The 18,222-nt window shown below is 57.8% G+C and carries 14 protein-coding genes, 2 rRNA genes and 3 pseudogenes; 9 read left to right on the top strand and 10 right to left on the bottom strand.

The features are described from left to right. Together F8N85_RS16330 and rrf are read left to right on the top strand one after the other, a co-directional pair. Positions 1-1,181, top strand: a 23S ribosomal RNA gene (locus F8N85_RS16330); the annotation flags it as partial. Between the two features lie 159 nt (positions 1,182-1,340). Then, positions 1,341-1,456 (top strand): 5S ribosomal RNA (rrf, locus tag F8N85_RS16325). Here rrf and F8N85_RS16320 read toward each other — a convergent pair. Both F8N85_RS16320 and F8N85_RS16315 read right to left on the bottom strand, forming a co-directional pair. Beyond that, positions 1,457-1,609: pseudogene (locus tag F8N85_RS16320) on the bottom strand (PLP-dependent transferase); the annotation flags it as partial. A 180-nt stretch (positions 1,610-1,789) separates the two neighbouring features. Further along, positions 1,790-2,986 (bottom strand): annotated as a pseudogene (locus tag F8N85_RS16315) (methionine gamma-lyase); the annotation flags it as partial. A 123-nt stretch (positions 2,987-3,109) separates the two neighbouring features. On the opposite strand from F8N85_RS16315, the gene F8N85_RS16310 reads away from it, so the two are divergent. From F8N85_RS16310 to F8N85_RS16300, 3 genes and pseudogenes are all read left to right on the top strand, one after another. Next, positions 3,110-3,583 (top strand): Lrp/AsnC family transcriptional regulator, encoded by a 474-nt coding sequence (locus tag F8N85_RS16310; protein WP_150804587.1) that lies wholly within the window; start codon positions 3,110-3,112, stop codon positions 3,581-3,583. Positions 3,584-3,984: 401 nt separating this feature from the next. Further along, positions 3,985-4,167 (top strand): annotated as a pseudogene (locus F8N85_RS16305) (DUF2790 domain-containing protein); the annotation flags it as partial. Positions 4,168-4,221: 54 nt separating this feature from the next. Further along, the gene (locus F8N85_RS16300; RefSeq protein ID WP_150804585.1) at positions 4,222-4,437 is read left to right on the top strand and encodes a hypothetical protein; all 216 of its coding nucleotides are present in this window, start codon (positions 4,222-4,224) and stop codon (positions 4,435-4,437) included. A gap of 611 nt (positions 4,438-5,048) precedes the next feature. Here the strand turns inward: F8N85_RS16300 and F8N85_RS16295 are convergent. From F8N85_RS16295 to F8N85_RS16285, 3 genes are all read right to left on the bottom strand, one after another. Then, complete coding sequence (locus F8N85_RS16295; RefSeq protein WP_150804584.1) at positions 5,049-5,669, bottom strand: glutathione S-transferase family protein; 621 nt, start codon at positions 5,667-5,669, stop codon at positions 5,049-5,051. Between the two features lie 46 nt (positions 5,670-5,715). After that, positions 5,716-6,231 carry a DoxX family protein gene (locus F8N85_RS16290; protein ID WP_150804583.1) on the bottom strand — a complete coding sequence of 172 codons (516 nt, stop codon included), beginning with the start codon at positions 6,229-6,231 and terminating at the stop codon, positions 5,716-5,718. Positions 6,232-6,300: 69 nt separating this feature from the next. Next, the gene (locus F8N85_RS16285) at positions 6,301-6,513 is read right to left on the bottom strand and encodes a hypothetical protein (protein ID WP_150804582.1); all 213 of its coding nucleotides are present in this window, start codon (positions 6,511-6,513) and stop codon (positions 6,301-6,303) included. Between the two features lie 293 nt (positions 6,514-6,806). Between F8N85_RS16285 and F8N85_RS16280 the strand changes: the two genes are divergently transcribed. Then, complete coding sequence (locus F8N85_RS16280) at positions 6,807-7,718, top strand: arginase family protein (RefSeq protein ID WP_224795698.1); 912 nt, start codon at positions 6,807-6,809, stop codon at positions 7,716-7,718. 112 nt (positions 7,719-7,830) lie between these two features. Here F8N85_RS16280 and F8N85_RS16275 read toward each other — a convergent pair whose 3' ends face one another. Then, positions 7,831-8,244 carry a DoxX family protein gene (locus F8N85_RS16275; RefSeq protein WP_150804581.1) on the bottom strand — a complete coding sequence of 138 codons (414 nt, stop codon included), beginning with the start codon at positions 8,242-8,244 and terminating at the stop codon, positions 7,831-7,833. Between the two features lie 187 nt (positions 8,245-8,431). On the opposite strand from F8N85_RS16275, the gene F8N85_RS16270 reads away from it, so the two are divergent. Together F8N85_RS16270 and F8N85_RS16265 are read left to right on the top strand one after the other, a co-directional pair. After that, positions 8,432-9,253, top strand: a complete 822-nt coding sequence (locus F8N85_RS16270; protein ID WP_150804580.1) for an aldo/keto reductase — start codon at positions 8,432-8,434, stop codon at positions 9,251-9,253. A 30-nt stretch (positions 9,254-9,283) separates the two neighbouring features. Continuing rightward, positions 9,284-9,718 carry a DUF1810 domain-containing protein gene (locus F8N85_RS16265; protein ID WP_150804579.1) on the top strand — a complete coding sequence of 145 codons (435 nt, stop codon included), beginning with the start codon at positions 9,284-9,286 and terminating at the stop codon, positions 9,716-9,718. Between the two features lie 154 nt (positions 9,719-9,872). Here the strand turns inward: F8N85_RS16265 and phaC are convergent, their stop codons facing one another. The 3 genes from phaC to phbB form a co-directional block, all read right to left on the bottom strand. Further along, positions 9,873-11,582: a class I poly(R)-hydroxyalkanoic acid synthase gene (phaC, locus tag F8N85_RS16260; protein ID WP_150804578.1), complete on the bottom strand. Its 1,710-nt coding sequence runs from the start codon at positions 11,580-11,582 to the stop codon at positions 9,873-9,875. Positions 11,583-11,751: 169 nt separating this feature from the next. Continuing rightward, entirely contained in the window at positions 11,752-12,930 is a 1,179-nt protein-coding gene (locus F8N85_RS16255) for an acetyl-CoA C-acetyltransferase (protein WP_150804577.1), read from the bottom strand. A gap of 71 nt (positions 12,931-13,001) precedes the next feature. Further along, the gene (phbB, locus tag F8N85_RS16250; protein WP_150804576.1) at positions 13,002-13,748 is read right to left on the bottom strand and encodes an acetoacetyl-CoA reductase; all 747 of its coding nucleotides are present in this window, start codon (positions 13,746-13,748) and stop codon (positions 13,002-13,004) included. 297 nt (positions 13,749-14,045) lie between these two features. On the opposite strand from phbB, the gene F8N85_RS16245 reads away from it, so the two are divergent. Continuing rightward, a complete protein-coding gene (locus tag F8N85_RS16245) occupies positions 14,046-15,086 on the top strand; it encodes an AraC family transcriptional regulator (protein WP_150804575.1) in 1,041 nt (346 codons plus the stop codon). A 23-nt stretch (positions 15,087-15,109) separates the two neighbouring features. On the opposite strand, the gene F8N85_RS16240 is transcribed toward F8N85_RS16245, so the two are convergent. Continuing rightward, on the bottom strand, positions 15,110-17,995 hold the full coding sequence (locus F8N85_RS16240) for a DUF3141 domain-containing protein (RefSeq protein ID WP_224795696.1): 2,886 nt from the start codon (positions 17,993-17,995) through the stop codon (positions 15,110-15,112). Positions 17,996-18,222: the final 227 nt, after the last annotated feature.

Raw genomic sequence — 18,222 nt, 5'->3', positions numbered from 1 at the left:
AGCATTTACTGCGTAAGCCCATGCCGGTCGAAGATACCAGGCCGCTGCGACTGTTTATTAAAAACACAGCACTCTGCAAACACGAAAGTGGACGTATAGGGTGTGACGCCTGCCCGGTGCCGGAAGGTTAATTGATGGGGTTAGCTAACGCGAAGCTCTTGATCGAAGCCCCGGTAAACGGCGGCCGTAACTATAACGGTCCTAAGGTAGCGAAATTCCTTGTCGGGTAAGTTCCGACCTGCACGAATGGCGTAACGATGGCGGCGCTGTCTCCACCCGAGACTCAGTGAAATTGAAATCGCTGTGAAGATGCAGTGTATCCGCGGCTAGACGGAAAGACCCCGTGAACCTTTACTATAGCTTTGCACTGGACTTTGAATTTGCTTGTGTAGGATAGGTGGGAGGCTTTGAAGCGTGGACGCCAGTTCGCGTGGAGCCAACCTTGAAATACCACCCTGGCAACTTTGAGGTTCTAACTCAGGTCCGTTATCCGGATCGAGGACAGTGTATGGTGGGTAGTTTGACTGGGGCGGTCTCCTCCTAAAGAGTAACGGAGGAGTACGAAGGTGCGCTCAGACCGGTCGGAAATCGGTCGTAGAGTATAAAGGCAAAAGCGCGCTTGACTGCGAGACAGACACGTCGAGCAGGTACGAAAGTAGGTCTTAGTGATCCGGTGGTTCTGTATGGAAGGGCCATCGCTCAACGGATAAAAGGTACTCCGGGGATAACAGGCTGATACCGCCCAAGAGTTCATATCGACGGCGGTGTTTGGCACCTCGATGTCGGCTCATCACATCCTGGGGCTGAAGCCGGTCCCAAGGGTATGGCTGTTCGCCATTTAAAGTGGTACGCGAGCTGGGTTTAGAACGTCGTGAGACAGTTCGGTCCCTATCTGCCGTGGACGTTTGAGATTTGAGAGGGGCTGCTCCTAGTACGAGAGGACCGGAGTGGACGAACCTCTGGTGTTCCGGTTGTCACGCCAGTGGCATTGCCGGGTAGCTATGTTCGGAATAGATAACCGCTGAAAGCATCTAAGCGGGAAACTAGCCTCAAGATGAGATCTCACTGGGACCTTGAGTCCCCTGAAGGGCCGTCGAAGACTACGACGTTGATAGGTTGGGTGTGTAAGCGCTGTGAGGCGTTGAGCTAACCAATACTAATTGCCCGTGAGGCTTGACCATATAACACCCAAGCAATTTGACTACTCGAAAGAGCATCAGATTGCGGTGTGTGAAGACGAAACGAACCGAAAGTTCGAGATACTCACCAAACACCGAAAGCTATCACATACCCAATTTGCTGAAGCGAGGCCAACTGGCCACGACTCAGTACCCGAATTTCTTGACGACCATAGAGCATTGGAACCACCTGATCCCATCCCGAACTCAGCAGTGAAACGATGCATCGCCGATGGTAGTGTGGGGTTTCCCCATGTGAGAGTAGGTCATCGTCAAGATTAAATTCCGAAACCCCTATCTGCATCTGCAGGTAGGGGTTTTGTTTTTGGGCGCGATTTGCAGGTTTCCAATGCCTGACCGATATCAGCCAGCAAATCGCTGATGTCTTCGAGCCCGACAGACAGGCGCACCAATCCTTCAGAGATGCCGTGCGCCGATGGTAGTGTGGGGTTTCCCCATCTGAGAGTAGGTCATCGTCAAGATTAAATTCCGAAACCCCTATCTGCGTATGCAGGTAGGGGTTTTGTTTTTGCGCGCGATTCGTAGGCGTCCAGCTGGCTCGCGATGCTGTCCTCGAGATCGCCATCGCAGCAATCGAGCGCCAACCGGTGTGCGCAGATTTCCAATGCCTGACCGATATCAGCCAGCAGATCGCTGATGTCTTCGAGCCCGACAGACAGGCGCACCAACCCTTCAGAGATGCCGTGGTGCGCACGCTCCTCTGGGGTATAGGTTGAGTGAGTCATGCTCGCCGGGTGTTGGGCCAGGGATTCGGCGTCGCCAAGACTGACGGCTCGACTGAACAGGTTGAGCGCGTTCATGAATTTTCTGCCGGTATCGATACCGCCCTTGAGTTCAAACGCGATCATTCCGCCAGGCAGCTTCATCTGGCGTGAGGCTAGTTCGTACTGGGCGAAGGAGCGCAGTCCCGGATAGGCCACCCACTCGACAGCAGGGTGACGTTGCAAATACTCGGCAATGCTTTGAGCGTTACTGCAGTGTCGATCCATGCGCAACGCCAGGGTCTTCAACCCGCGCATCAGCAAGAACGCGTCCTGTGGAGACATCACGGCACCGGTCATATCCTTCAGGCCTTCAAGACGAATCCGGTCCGCCAGCGCTTTGCTGGTGATGGCGATGCCCGCCGTGATATCCCCGTGCCCGCTGAGGTACTTGGTCGCTGAATGCACGACTACGTCGGCGCCCAGTTCCAGGGGCCGCTGTAAATACGGCGAGCAGTAAGTGTTATCAACGACCACCGTGATATTGGTGTGTTGCCGCGCCAGGGTGGAGACGGCCTGGATATCGACCAGTTGCATGTTCGGATTGGAAGGGGATTCGAAGTAAATCATCCGGGTCGCTGGAGTTATGGCATCCCTCAGTTCAGCCAGGTTCGACATATCCACATGACGGACTTTAATTCCGAATTCGCCAATACCATGGTTCAGGAAGGCGAAGGTACAGCCGTACAACGTACGATTGGCCAGTATCTCGTCACCAGGTCTGAGCAGTGTCCAGAGCGTCGCTGCGATAGCCCCCATGCCAGAGCCGAAGGCAACCGCGGCCTCGCCATTTTCCAGCGTGGCCATTCTGGACTCGAGCAAGGCCAGGGTCGGGTTTGAAATGCGTGTGTAGAAATGTCCGTTTTCTTCACCACTAAAGCAGCCGGCGCCATACTCCGCGGAGGGAAAGGCAAAGGTCGCGGTGAGATAAATCGGTGGAACCAACGCACCTTTATTGTCCAGTGGATCGTAACCGTGATGGATAGCGCGAGTGGAAAAGCCAAGGTTCTTATTTTTGTGAGTCATGGCGATGCTCCGAGATTTTCAATAATGCTATGCTAAAAATCCAAGATAAAAATTCCAAATAAACCCTGAAACGACTGAGGGTTTGGATCAAAAACAAGAAATTGCGGCCACCTGAGGCAAAAAATGCCAACGACTCTGGATCGAACCGATAGAGCTTTACTCGCCGCCTTGCAAGGCAATGCCAGATTGACCGTGGCCGAGCTGGCCGACAGCGTCTCGTTGACCAGCTCTCCTTGTTGGAGGCGGATAAAAATGCTGGAAGAGCGGGGAGCCATTACCGGGTATCAAGCGATCCTTTCGCCGAAAGAACTGGGGTATGGGGTCACCGCATTCGTCAGCGTGATGATGAGCTCGCACTCTAAAGACAACGCGCGGAACTTTGAAAAACGGCTGTTGGACATTCCCGAGATTGTTACCTGTCATAACGTTTCCGGGCGATACGATTTTTTGCTTGAAGTGGTGGCCAAGGACCTGGAGTCATTTGGCGAGTTTGCAAGGGAGGTTCTGCAAACATTGCCCGGAGTGAAGGAGATATATTCGAGCTTCTCGTTCAAGTCGGTAAAGCAATCCAGGTTTATTCCGATACCTGACCACTGACAGTGGGTCAGCCTCGAACCTAAGAGTTACTCCTGGCTATAGAAAGCACTTCGTCTCCGGTCGTCCGCTTAGAGAGTGGCGGCCCTTCAGCCTGTGAAAATGGCCCCGTCGTTTGTATCGGACTGTGTATGAGCGGCGCCTGATACATCTGCTTTCGTTGGCGACGATGCAGGACACAGAGCCGATACACGCTTGCGATTAACTTTGATCTCCTGCAAGCGCGACCCGCCATGAAGCGGGGCGTATCTGCTCGCTTTATCAGTCGCCTTGCGGGTGACCGTTATCCCACCTTGGTTCATCGCTCTGCGCTCATAGCGGAGCATGGAGATCGAAAATGACCACCGTCATGCCTCAGGCACTCGCTGAGCAGGCCCCCGTGGGTCGACTACCCGCAAACCCCCGTCAAAGCTCAGACCTACAGCTATGGCACGCACCTGGATATTCAGAAAGTCCTGTCGATGACCCAGGACCCAGGACCGTCCTGCGGGGTGGTGAATGCCCACATGACCTACCTGGATTCCCGGGGCCTGACGCAGGTTCTGGACTACAACAAGTTCGCTGATACCTGCCACGAAGGGGGTTGATTCTCCCGCCACTGATATCTCTTCCCGCCTTGCTTTGAAACCAGGATGAAGCCCATGAAAAACCTAAAAAGCTATTTGACCTCAATTATATTTTCCCTGGCCGGCGGCGCCGTACATGCCAATGCCGCCACTGAAAACCATCGCGGTGACAGCGGCATCTGTTTCCAGCTGACGCCATTGGCGGGCAGGGGGGCATTGCCGGCGCTGGCAGAGAACGGCTTCAGCAGGACGCCGCTGGGTATGCAGTTAGAGACTCAGGGTCAGGCTTGAAATGCCTGGACGCTCGATCATTGATTGCTGTTGCTTCTGAAACAGATAACCCGGCGAAAGCCGGTTTTTTTTGTATGTCTGCCAGAGCTACGCATTCCCAATATAGCTGCAGCAGGCTGCAATCTTTGAATTTCACGGATCTCGGGATATGTGGCGCTCGCCGAAAAGATCGCAGCCTACCGGCAGCTCCTACGCCGACCGTGTGCACCCTGCAATATCGTGGATGTCCGCCATCCTCTGTAGGAGCTGCCGCAGGCTGCGATCTTTTGATCTTCGTAATGACGGTGTCCGCCGAAAAGATCGCAGCCTGTCGGCAGCTCCTACGCCGACCGTGTGCACCCTGCAATATCGTGGGTGTCCGCCATCCTCTGTAGGAGCTGCCGCAGGCTGCGATCTTTTGATCTTCGTAATGACGGTGTCCGCCGAAAAGATCGCAGCCTACCGGCAGCTCCTACGCCGACCGTGTGCACCCTGCAATATCGTGGGTGTCCGCCATCCTCTGTAGGAGCTGCCGCAGGCTGCGATCTTTTGATCTTCGTGATGGCAGTGTCAGCCGAAAAGATCGCAGCCTACCGGCAGCTCCTACGCCGACCGTGTACATCCGCAACGTATTACGGCGCCGTAGCCTTGAAACTTGGCAACGCTTGTACTCGTTCCCACCAGGCGCTGAATCCGTCCACGTTGAACACCTCTGCCGCGTCGGGGGTGAACGCCAGGTAGGCGCAGCCCGGCGCCAGATAGAAATCGGCCAGGGACGGCGTTTGTCCGGCGATGAAAGGATCGTTGCCCTTGAGCTTCATCAGCTCTTGCAACACCTGGCGCGCTTTCTTGATTCCTTCGCGCCGGGCGTTGTCGTCCTGGCCGCCGATGAAATCGGGAAACAGGTGATAGCCAAAGACCGCGACCAGCGCGCCATAACCATAGGCGTCGTAAATACCCATGGCCATGCGGGCCCGGGCGCGATCCCTGGCATTGTCGGGCAACAGTGAGGGCCCCGGCAGAACCTCATTCAGGTACTCCGTAATGGCGGCGGTTTCGATGACGCGAAAACCGTCATGTTCAATCACCGGCACCTTGGCGAACGGGTGGCGGAGCAGATGTTCGGGCTGGTGCGGCTCGCCCTTGAGCACGTTCACCTGCACCTGTTGGTACTCGGCGCCTTTTTCTTCGAGCAGCATTTTCACCGCACGCACATAGGTGCTGCCGTCAAATCCGTAGAGAGTGAGGCTCATCGCGTTTGCTCCAGAATGAATGGGACGTTATCGAAATACCGCCGCTTCAGCGTGTCTGCCGACCCCAGCTGCAGCGTTCCAGCAGCGCATCCAGGCTTAGTTTGCCGGCGCCCGTGAACAGTAGCGGCAGGAGTGCTGCGAGATAGATCAAGGGCAGTTTGAAGTTGCCATGGCCTTTATTGCTGATGGAGTACCCCTGGGCCAGCTCGCTGAAGGTCGACCAATCGGCTGGCCAGTGAACGGCGGCGGTTGCGACCACTGTGACCACGATCAGGACGAGTGCCGAGAAACGTGTTCCCAACCCCACCAGCAGGGCGATGGCGCAGATCAATTCTGCCCACAGCGACAGTTCCCAGTTCACCGCGGCCGGAACATGGTTAAAGGGAAAGGGAAAGGCGTTCTGAATCTCCGCGAACCAGTTTTGACCGTTCCACTTTTCCAGTCCCGACTCGAAAAACTCCCAGGCCAGGAAGACCCGCAGGCTTAGCGGCGCGACCCAGCTGCCAGCTCGATCAAGGTTAAAGTGTAGTCCCTTCAAGGCAGACGAGAGTGTGGTGTGCATGTGCTTGAACTCCGTTGAACCAGTGTCGGTAAAGTGCGAGGCGCAGGCGCTGCGCCCCTATGGGCATGATCAGGATTCGATAGCGGCGCCGCATTTGCCTTCGCCGCATTTGCCTTCCGCGGGCTTTTTCACCTGCTCGGCCGACGCCGGGGTGTTGCCTTGGGACAGCTCGGTCATGCTGAACGCCGACGCCGACGCCGACGCCGACGCAGCCGACGATAGAGCCATGCCGCCAGCCAGAATCAGACCGAGGGCCAAGGAAGAATTCGAGAGTTTGAACATGGGTGAGACCTCTTTATGTGGAGTGACTCAAGCGCGTTGATTGGCTGAGTTGTGCCTTGCGACCGGCTGTACCAACCGACAGGCGTAGTTGACCGTGCCGGTGTATCCGGCATGTGTCTGGCGAGGGAGCTAAAGTGGAGCTGATGTGTCGCGATGGCAGCTGTACACAATGTGATACATACACAGGGTCCATCTTCGGCGACCGCGGACTTCAGTGAGGTCTTTGCGCAGGATTCCGCGTCCCCTGAGCGGTGAGGCAGACTCGACATCTCTAAGGAAAGAGGAACAACCTCATGGTGACTCCAAACTCGCCAGGCAAACTGACTGTGCTCGATGCACCGTCCAATCTGGGCTTGAGCCCCCCGCAGGCCGGCACGATTCCCGGTTGCTACAAGCTCCCCTGGGCACTTCGCGATCGCGGGCTCATCAAGTTATTGAGGGCTGAAGACGGCGGGTGTCTGGTGCCACCTCGTTATAGGGCCCAGTGGCAGGCTGGCGAGGGAGATCGTAATGCCGAGGCGATTGCCGGTTACTCGATAAGCCTGGCCGATCGCCTTCAACCGCTTATCGAGCAAGCCGGCAAAGTATTGGTGCTTGGCGGAGATTGCAGCATTCTGCTGGGCAATATGCTTGCCCTGAAGCGGCTCGGGCGCTACGGGCTGGTCTTTCTGGACGCCCACAGTGATTTTCGGCATCCGGGAAACGATTTGCACATCAGGGCGGCGGCCGGCGAAGACCTGGCGATCGTTACCGGTCGGGGCGACGCTCGTCTCATCAACCTGCAGGGGCTTGGGCCTTACGTCGAGGATCAGGACGTGCATGTCGTCGGGATTCGTGGCAACGACGAGTATCTGCAAGACCTCGCCGCCACCAGGATCAGCATGACTACCAGCGAGCAAATGCCTGAAGCCGGCACCGATCAGCTGGTTGACGAGGTGCTCGCCACCGTCACCCGGCACACCGCGGGGTTCTGGATTCATCTCGACCTGGACGTAGTCGACGCCAGCGAAATGTTCGCCGTCGATTGCCCTGAACCGGAGGGGCCGTCGTTTGCAACGATTACCACTTTGCTCAGAGGCTTGTTCGAGTCGCCGAAGTGCATTGGAATCGACCTGACAATCTACGACCCGGATCTGGATCCCACAGGCGTGTGCGCTGACAGGATCGTAAGGTGCCTGACCCGCGCGCTTTGTTGCAATGCCTGACCGATTGTCCAGGCCGGTAAACACTTCTTCAGCATAAAATCCAGGATCCCGCCTCGACGGTACCGTGAGTTACCGCCGATGCAGGGGGCTGTTCCGAATAACGAGCGCGCCGCTATCGGCCATCGATCGAATACTTGCCCGCACCGGTAACACTCAGCAACAGCATGCCGCCCATGATGCTCATGTTCTTGAAGTACTGGATCGTATTGGCCGCCCGTTGCGGTTCGACCATCGTCCAGAAGCGATGCGCGATCAGCATGGTACCGAGTACGAACAAGGCAAAGAGAAAGGCCAGTGGGCGGGTATAGAAGCCCAGCACAAGCAGGATCGCGACAAAGAACTCCATGATCACTGCAATGGCTGCTGCGACCATGGGCAAGGGCGCACCGAGTGAGGTCATGTAGCCAACCGTGCCGTCGAAATTGGTCATCTTGCTCCAGCCAGACATGATGAACAGAATCATCAACAGAATGCGCGCGAGCAGGATGATCTCGTTTCTCTGATTCTCGAACAGGGTATATCGCATGGTGTTCCACCTGTGGCCATTAGAGAGAAGGCGCAAGCAAGACGGGTCAGGAGGCCTTGCGCGTAGGCTTAACACTAGCAGTTGATGGTTAATCTGCACTTGAATGGTGCGTAGTCACACCGGAATTGAACCTCTTGGCTTAATCACTGCCACATGAATAGTCAGCGAATGCCTGCAGGAGATAGTCATGCGAATGCTCGATCTGGCCGGAGTATCGGTCCCTGTCATCGGCCAGGGAACCTGGCGCATGGGGGAAGATTCGCAGCAACGCGCTCATGAGGTGGCAGCGTTGCAAGCGGGCATCGAACTGGGCATGAACCTGATCGATACCGCGGAAATGTACGCCGAGGGCGGTGCCGAGGAAGTGGTGGGTGAAGCGATCCGTGGCCAGCGGGACCGAGTGTTTCTGGTCAGTAAGGTCTACCCGCACCATGCCAGTCGCAAAGGTATCCCTCTCGCGTGCGAGGCCAGTCTGAAACGCCTGGGCACCGACCATCTTGATCTGTACCTGCTGCATTGGCGCGGCCAGTATCCCCTTGAAGAAACGGTCGAGGCCTTCGAGCGGTTGCGCGAAGCGGGTAAGATTCGGCGTTGGGGTGTCTCCAATTTCGACGTCTCGGATCTGCAGGAACTGGCCTCACCGGCCTGCGCGACCGATCAGGTGCTCTACAACATCGAACAGCGTGGCATCGAATTCGAGCTGCTGCCCTGGTGGCAGCAGCACAACCTGCCACTGATGGCGTACTGCCCGATTGCCCAGGGGGGAGAACTGCTGAGCAGCCCGACGCTCAAGCACATCGCCAATCGCCATGAGGTGACCACGGCCCAGGTAGCGCTGGCCTGGGTGCTGCGCCAGCAAGGGGTGATTGCCATTCCCAAGGCGGTCAAGCTCGAGCATGTCCGGCGCAATGCCGCCGCGGCAGGATTGACCCTTGACGCAGAAGACTTGCAGGCGATCGACCGGGTGTTCTGCGCGCCCAAACGCAAGCATCCATTGGCGATGGTCTGAACCAAACCCCGAGCCTTGAGGTGTGCCGAGATGAGAAGCACCGACAGCATTGATCCGTTTTCTCTGCAGCGCTTCGTTCAAGCGCAGAACCCGGTTTTTGCTCGAATACAGGCCGAGCTGCGCAACGGCCACAAGCGCAGCCACTGGATGTGGTTTGTCTTCCCGCAGTACGCTGGCCTGGGGCACAGCGACATGTCCAAGTATTTCGCCATTACCTCGCTGGAGGAGGCCACTGCGTATCTCCAGCATTCGCTACTGGGTCCACGCCTGGAAAGCTGTACCCGGTTGGTGACGCAACTGCAGGGGGCTTCGATCCAGTCGATATTCGGAACGCCGGATCACATGAAGTTCCATTCCTGCATGACCCTGTTCGACCTCGTCGCGGCCGACGGCAATATTTTCCGTACCGCGTTGGACCAGTATTTCGCCGGCCATGCCGATCAGCGCACGCTGTCGCTGATTTAGCGGATCGATTGTGACGTGGGGGGAGGTTCTGGAGACACTCGAGGTGGAGGTATTTGGGGGCGGCTTGAATAGCCTTATGCCTTGCCGACGAAGTCGGCAAGGGTAACCGCCTGGGCGTCACCCCAAGCGATTTTCAGACACGGTTCACCAAAGCCTAGGCTTCGTTCATGACATAACGGCCTGGAGCGGGTTCCAGAGGCGGGTAATTGTCATTGCCAACCTGCTTCACCGCGGCCTTACGCTCGCCGGCGTGGCCAGCCAGCCAGGCGAACCAGTCATTCCACCAGCTGCCGGGATGCTGTTCGGCATTCTTGAACCAGGTGTCGGGGTTTTTCGTGACCCGATTGTTGGTCCAGTAATGGCGTTTCTCTTTGGCCGGAGGATTGATCACGCCGGCGATATGCCCGGATGCGCCCAGTACAAAACGCTTGTTCCCGGAGAGCAGCTGGGTGCCGGCGAAAGCGCTTCTCCACGGCACGATGTGATCGTCATGGGTGGCGAGGAAGTAGGCCGGCGCATCAATCGCACTCAGATCCACTTTGACTCCAGCGCACTCCAGCTCGCCCGATTTCAGGTCGTTCTGCAGATAGGTGTGGCGCAGGTACCAGCAGTACATCGGGCCGGGAAGGTTGGTGCTGTCGTTGTTCCAGAACAGCAGATCGAGCGGGATCGGCTTTTGTCCCTTGAGGTATTTGTCGACGTTGTAGTTCCACCACAGGTCGTTGGGGCGCAGCAGCGAGAACGTATTGCCCATGTCCTGGCCACTGAACAGACCGACCGGTCCATTGATGCCGCCGATAGTGCGTTCCCGGTAGGCGACCATTTTCTCGTCGACGAAGATGTCGATCGGCCCGGTATCGACGTAGTCGAGGAAGGTGGTCAACAGGCTCACGCTGCCGATCTCTTTGTCGCCGCGTGCCGCCAGTACCGCCAGCGCAGTGCTCAACAGCGTGCCACCGATGCAGAAACCCACGCAATTGGGGCGCGGTTCGCCACTGATTTCCCGAGTCACTTGCAGGGCCTTGATCACCCCGTTCTGAATCAGCTCTTCCCAGGTAGTGCCGGCGGTCTCTTCGTCAAAGTTGCGCCAGGACATCATGAACACCGGATGTCCCTGTTCCAGCAGATGGCGGACCATCGAGTTGTCCGGGCGCAGGTCAAGAATGTAGTACTTGTTAATCGACGGCGGCACCACGAATACCGGGCGCAGGTACTGGGTTTCGCTTTGCGGGTAGTACTGAATCAGCTGGAACAGCTCATTCTCGAACACCACTTCGCCGGGGGTGTTGGCCAGGTCGACGCCAACCTTGAAGGCGCCGCTGTCGCACTGACGCATCTTGCCTTCTTTCATGTCGCTGGCCATGTGCAGCAGGCCGCTTAACAGGCTGGCACCCTGGGTCTCGACGATACGCTCGAGGGCATCAGGGTTGCTGGTCAGGAAATTGCTCGGCGCACTGGCGGCGATGGCTTGCTCGACCAGGTAGCGCAGGCGTTGGCGCGGCTTCTGATCATTGATCAGCAGCTTCTCGAGCAGTTTCAGCATAAAGCTGGAGTTGAGCAGGTAAAAGGCGGCGAGGGAGCCGAAAAATGGCTCGCTCCAGTTGCCGCTGGCAAAACGTCGGTCGTCGAAGCTGAAGGGCTTGCCGGTCAGCAGCTGTTGGCCGAGTTGGCCCCACTGGAACTGGTAGTCGGACTGGAGAGTGTCCAGGGTTTCGCCCGGCAGGTCGAACCAGGCATTGTGATCATGCCCGGAAAACCATGGATTGGTACTGACCCAGAGTCGCAATTGTTGCACCGCAAAAGAGGCGATGAAGGGCACCTGACCTGACCAATAGGTATTGAAGGTTTGCGTATTATTGTCCATAGAGCTAGAGCTCCTTGCCCACGCAGATAAGCCGGGCAGAAAAAAAGCCGCGCCGTGCCGGAGTACGGCGCAGCGACAGTAGGTAAGGAGGGCAGTACTGTTGACGCCAGCCTGATGCGCGGAGCGAGGATTCCAGGCCCCGCGCAGTTGGCTGATGATCAGGCGTTGACTAGCGCTCGATAGCCAGGCCGACGCCTTGTCCGCCACCGATGCACAAGGTTGCCAGACCCTTCTTGCCGTCACGACGGATCAGTTCGTGCACCAGCGACACGAGGATCCGTGCACCTGACGCGCCGATCGGATGGCCCAGGGCGATCGCGCCGCCGTTGACGTTGACTTTGTTGGTGTCCCAACCCAACTCTTTGCCCACTGCCAGCGACTGGGCGGAGAAGGCTTCGTTGGCTTCGATCAGGTCCAGGTCGTCGATGCTCCAGCCGGCCTTTTGCAAGGTCAGGCGGGTAGCCGGGACCGGGCCGATGCCCATGATCGACGGGTCGACACCGGCGCTGGCATAGGCTTTGATTCGTGCCAGTACCGGAAGGCCCAGCTCTTGCGCTTTAGCGGCGCTGGCCAGCAGCAGCACGGCTGCACCATCGTTGAGCGTCGAAGAGTTGCCGGCGGTGACGCTGCCGTCTTTCTTGAATGCCGGCTTCAGTTTCGCCAAGGCATCGGCGGTGCTATCGACACGCGGCTGTTCGTCGGTGTCAAAAACCAGCGGATCGCCTTTGCGCTGAGGAATCAGGATCGGGGTGATCTCGCTCTGGAAACGCCCGCCCTCGATGGCCGCGGCAGCTTTCTGTTGCGAAGCGGCAGCGAAGGCATCTTGTGCTTCACGAGTGATCTCGTACTTCTGCGCCAGATTCTCGGCGGTGATGCCCATGTGGTAATCGTTGAAGGCATCCCACAGGCCATCCTGGATCATGGTGTCCTGCAGTTGCGCATGGCCCATGCGCAGACCGGTGCGGGCCTTGGGCAGAACATAGGGAGCCAGGCTCATGTTTTCCTGGCCGCCAGCGATGATCAACTCGGCGTCGCCGCAACGGATTGCCTGGACTGCGAGCTGGACTGCCTTGAGGCCGGAGCCGCAGACCTTGTTCAGGGTCAGGGCCGGGGTGGTATGTGGCAAACCGGCCTTGATAGCGGTCTGGCGTGCCGGATTTTGCCCGGCGCCGGCAGTCAGTACCTGGCCGAGGATGACTTCATCAATTTGCGCAGCGTCGATACCCGTCTGCTCCAGCAGACGGCGAATCACTGCAGCACCCAGTTCGGTCGCGGGAATCGCGGCCAAAGCGCCTTGAAAACTGCCGATGGCGGTACGAGTAGCGGCAAGGATTACGACTTCGTTCATGCGTGACCTCATTGAACATTGAAAAGACAAGATTCGTCGAACAGGACCAGGGCATCCATGCCCTGATGGGGTTACTGCATGTTCATGCCGCCGTTTACCGAGAAGTCGGCACCGGTGCTGTAGCCAGATTCATCGCTGGCCAGCCAGGCGACGATCGAAGCGATTTCTTCAGGTTGACCAAGACGGCCGACCGGAATGCCGGCAATCATGCCGTCCAGAATGTCTTTGCGGATTGCCGCAGTCATGTCGGTCTGAATGTAGCCTGGGGAGACGGTGTTGACGGTCACGCCCTTGCCGGAAACTTCCCGCGCCAGTGCCATGGTGAAACCATGGATGCCGGCCTTGGCTGCCGAGTAGTTGGTCTGACCGAACTGGCCACGCTGGCCGTTGATCGACGAGATGTTGATGATCCGCCCCCAACCCTTGGACAGCATGCCTTCAATGACTTGCTTGGAGGTGTTGAACAAACTGTTGAGGTTGGTCCCGATCACCGTGTTCCAGTCTTCCGGGGTGAGCTTGCGGAAGGACGCGTCACGAGTGATGCCAGCATTGTTGACCAGTACGTCGATCGGCCCGAATTGTTCCCGAACCATCTCAAAAGCCTTGCGGGTCGATTCCCAGTCGGTGATGTCGGTTTCGACGCATTCGAATTGATAGCCAGCCGCCAGTTGAGTTGCCATCCAGTCGTCTTTGCGGCTCGAATTTGCACTGCAGCCGACAATGACCTTGAACCCATCCTTGAACAGGCGTTGGCTGATTGCTGTGCCAATGCCACCCATGCCACCCGTTACCAATGCAAGACGACCAACCGACTTCATACGCGTTCCCTTTTGTTTTGCGTTGCAAGATGTAAGGGATTGTTCGGGATTGGCGAGAACAGAGGAAGTGTTTGAAGGTGACTGATTGATGTCCTGCGGTGCCATGGTGGCATTTTGATATGACTGGCCAAAAAAAAACTGAAACGTGCAGCGCCTATACTGCGCTCAGGACAACTGCGCTCAGGACATAAAACTAAACGAATGGTTCATATAGGTTCAACATGGTTTATATTCATTCGCACAGGTCAGGAATGGCTCTAGACAGGATGTTTGGTTCCACAGGTCATTGAGGACGCTATGTATAGAATGAGTTCAGGCTATGCCAGCGTGCTGGCGAATACGCTTTCGGCGCAAGGACTGGATGTTGCCAGCCTGTGCCAGGAGGTTGGACTTGATTTAACACTCGCAGATCAACCGGGATCATTCTGCGAGCGAAGCGCTATCTATCGTCTATGGGATCTGGCGGCTCAGGCCTCCGGCGATCCGAACATTGGTTTGAAGGCCTACGAAAACTTTCATCCGGGTATTTTTCAGATCGTCGGCTACACCATGATGTCCAGCTTGAACCTGAAAAAGGCCCTCGAACGCCTGGTTCGTTTCAGCCCGTTGATCGGCACTGGCTTCAGCATGTTTTTTGTCCAGGAGCAGCAACATTATCGCCTGGCCGCGCTTGATCATCAGCAACGGGGTTCGATCAAGCCCCGGCAGTACACCGATGCCAGCCTTGGTTCGCTGCTGGGTTTCTGCCGCTGGCTGACCGGTGGTAAATCGCCGCAACCGCTGAGTATCGAGTTTACCTACCCCGAACCTGAAGACCTCTCGGAGCATCATCGACTGTTTGGCTGTCAGCTGCGTTTCGGCGCGGCCTATGACAGCATCCTGTTTGATGGCCAGGAGCTTCTGCGTCCGTTGAGCATGGCCAACGAGAAGCTGGCCATGCTCCATGACAGTTTTGCCGAAGCTCAGCTGGAGCTGTTGTACGGCTTCACCATTGTGTGCAGGATTCGTGCGTTGATCACCGAGCGCCTGAGCCAGGGGCAAGGCCAGTGTGATATGGAGTCGATTGCGGCCGCGCTGAATATCAGCAAGCGAACGCTGCAACGGGCGCTCGAGAAGGATGGCACGCAGTTCAAGGATGTCCTCAACGATGTGCGTCGGCAGTTGGCCGACTTCTACTTGCGCCATTCCCATTTCAATATGAAGCATGTGACTTACCTGCTCGGATTCCACGACCACAGCAGTTTCCACAAGGCCTGCATCCGTTGGTTCGGCATGACCCCCGGTCAGTATCGAGTCGACGAGTCGCCGTTTCGGATCGGGCAAGCAGTGCCGGTCTGACCCGGCACCGGCACGGGGGATCATTACGGCTTGGTCCTTTTGGCGGCTTTTTTGCCCTTGCCCTTAGGTGCTGGCGTTGTATCCGTGGCGGCGGGGGTGGGCACAGGTGCCGGTGGTTGAGTTTCAGCGATCGGCAATGTCACGGCCGGAGGGTTTTTGGCAGGGGTAGGCACCGGTGCTGGCGTCTCAGCGATCGGCAATGTCACGGCCGGAGTTTTTTTGGCAGGGGTAGGCACCGGTACCGATGGTGGCGTCTCAGCGATCGGCAATGCCACGACCGGAGGGTTTTTGGCAGGGGTAGGCACCGGCACCGATGGTGGCGTCTCAGCGATCGGCAATGTCACGGCCGGAGTTTTTTTTGCAGGGGTAGGCACCAGCACCGGTGGTGGCGTTTCAGCGATCGGCAATGCCACGGCCGGAGGATTTTTGGCCTGGGTTTTCACTGGCGCGATGGTGCTGGCCTTGGCGCGCTGAATCTTCGGTTTGCTGGTCTTGGCTTTGACAGGCGCTACGGTCGGCGCAACAGGCGCTGTTTGTTCGACCTTTGGCGCAGCGACCTCTGCCGGCGGCGCCGCCACAATCGGCGACGGCTTCAGCGGTGCCGGCGTCGGCTGGACATCGACTTCACTGGGCGGTTGGCTCAGGCTGAAGCCAGGCAGGGGAACGTCGAGCAGCGCATGCAGCTCGCGCCAGACTTCGCCTTCAGCGCCAGTGGTCAGCAGTTCAGGCATTAACAACCCGACGGCGGAGAGCACCTGCTGGCGTGTCGCTGGGTCTGGAAGCAGCAGGGGCAGAGTGCGCAAGCTTTCCTGCGGGTGGGTAAATACCAGCAGGTTCTGCAGTCGTATGGCTTCGCGAAGGGCAGCCGGTTCGGCGCTGTAGTCCTGGACCAGGACATGCACTTGCTGGATCAGTTTCTCGATGCTTTCCTTGCCGGCCTGGTCGCTGTTGCGGCTGAGCAGAAACAGGATCCGCACCAAGGCTTGCAACGGGCCGCCCTCGGGCAGGGCTGTTTGCAGGCGTTCGATGAGCGCCTGGTCCTGCAGGTCGGCATGTTCCTGGAGATTACGCCCGGGTGGGTTGCCGGCAAAACTGCTCAGTGCACCATAAACACCGTAGAAACACAGCTCCTGAGTGGCGTCACGCACATCGCGAAAAGCGTCCAGTGCGTCCTGTATCTGGTTGGAGAACAGCGCCTGCCAGGCCAGCAACGGGTTGTCCTTGGCTGCCGGGCGACGGTCGCTGCGCACCTGGTGGGCGCTGCCTGGAAGCCACCAGAGCGCCGGGTTCAAGCTGCTCAATAGCATCCGTTGCTGATGGAAGGGATGGGCCCGGCGTATCAGTTCGGCAGCCGGCTCATTGATCAGCTGACGCAGCCATGGACGGACGAAGCTGTCGTAAAGCGTACTGTTGATTTCCGAGGCGCGTTCTACCAGCGTGAACTCGCGATCGTCATCTCGCGCTGGCTGGCTGTCAGCATGGATATCGGCGATTTTTCTCGCTTCGAAACGCACGCTGTATTTCGCGTCTGCCGCGCTGCCTGCCGGGGCCGGCAGATCGTCGATCAGCAGTTCGTACAGCCCCGACGGCAAGGCATTGATCGCCTCGACCGCGCCGAGAAGCTCACGGTGTTCGCGCCGGGCAACCTTGCCGGAAACGAAGATTCCCAGATGGCCGATGCTGGCGTGCCGCAGATAGACGATAGTGCGCCCGGCGTCGTGCAACGCAAGGTCACTCGGATAGACATCGGTGATCCAGTTCAGCGCCTGCTGCGGTGGGGTGATGTTATCCCCGTAGGAGCAGAACACCACCACCGGTACTTCGATCCGTTTCAGGTCAAACCCGCTGCTCTTGCGGCCAAGACCGCCGGACAGTTGGTTGCCGATGAACAGGTCGTCGACAATCATCTCGATTTCTTCGCCGTTGAGCAAGGTCGGGCTGCCCCACCAGCGTTCGAAGTCAAGGAAGCGCGCGGCTTCGCTGTCGACCTCAGTGAACAGCTGGTAATACTTGCCCCAATAAGTGTTGGCCGGGTCAAGGTTCTCGAAGTTGCTGACCAGCCAGGTTCCGTCGAAACGGTCGTTGCCCAGGTCACTGCCCAGGCGAGTCATCCAGCCGCCACCCAACAGGCCGCCGCTATATCGCATCGGATTGCGTCCATTGACCCCGGCCCAATAGGACAAAGGCGCGCCATTAACGATGATCAGGCCAGGCAGTTCCGGACGGGTTGCCGCCAACTCCATCAACGCCCAGCCGGCCTGGCAGTTGCCGATGATCACCGGCTTGCCGCTGTCGGGATGCAGGGTGCTGACCCGTTCGATGAACCGGGCCTGGGCTTCGCTGATATCCGCCAGGGTTTGTCCGGGTGCAGGTGCATGGCTGAAGGAGATGAAATAGGTCGGATGGCCGGCTCTGAGGCTTTCGCCGATGACCGAATCCTGTTTGAAGCCGCCGATACCCGAGCCGTGGCCGCCTCGTGGATCAATGATGATCACTGGCGGGCTGTTGCGGTCGATTTTTTGATCTGGCCCGGGAAGGATTCGCAACAGTGAGTAATTGACCGGGCGCGGCAGGTCGGTGCCGGCAATCAGCGTTTCATGATTGAACTTGAGCAGCAGCGGGTACCCGGCGCGTTCGTGGGCCAGGGTATTGTCGCCGCGCTGACGCAAGGTGTCCCAGAACAGCAGGCTGCGTTGGCTGAGGTCGGTAAAGTATTCCTGCCAGTCCTCAGCCGTGGGGTTTTTGAGTTGACCCTGGCTTAAAGGCGCGAAGGTTTTCGCCTGGCGCTGCTGTATGGCGTCAAGGACGTTCTGGGTATTGAGGCGCTGCAGATGGCTCAGGTGTTGAAACAGTCCGAGCTGTGAGGTAAGCCCTTCATCTTGCGATGCAACAATATCTTGCTGGCCCATAGTGCTCTCCTGACTCCATACATGGGAAGCGACCTGCCTGCGCCCTTAATGAGGGAGACACGGGTGGCCGTTCGATGTGATGGAGTTTATAGCTAATAGAGGAGGGAGGAGCAAAGTTTATTTTGCAGTGCACAATAAAAAAGATTGCCAAACACTTTTGTGCACTGCAATATCAAGGCTAACGCGATGACCGGCAGGATCGCTATCGCGCCTTCAGGCCCACGTCG

Origin of the sequence: Pseudomonas fluorescens, from assembly GCF_902497875.1 — a bacterium.
Lineage (GTDB): Bacteria > Pseudomonadota > Gammaproteobacteria > Pseudomonadales > Pseudomonadaceae > Aquipseudomonas > Aquipseudomonas fluorescens_BR.
Note: the sequence above shows the minus strand (reverse complement) of the source record. Positions and strands in the feature narration are given on the sequence as shown.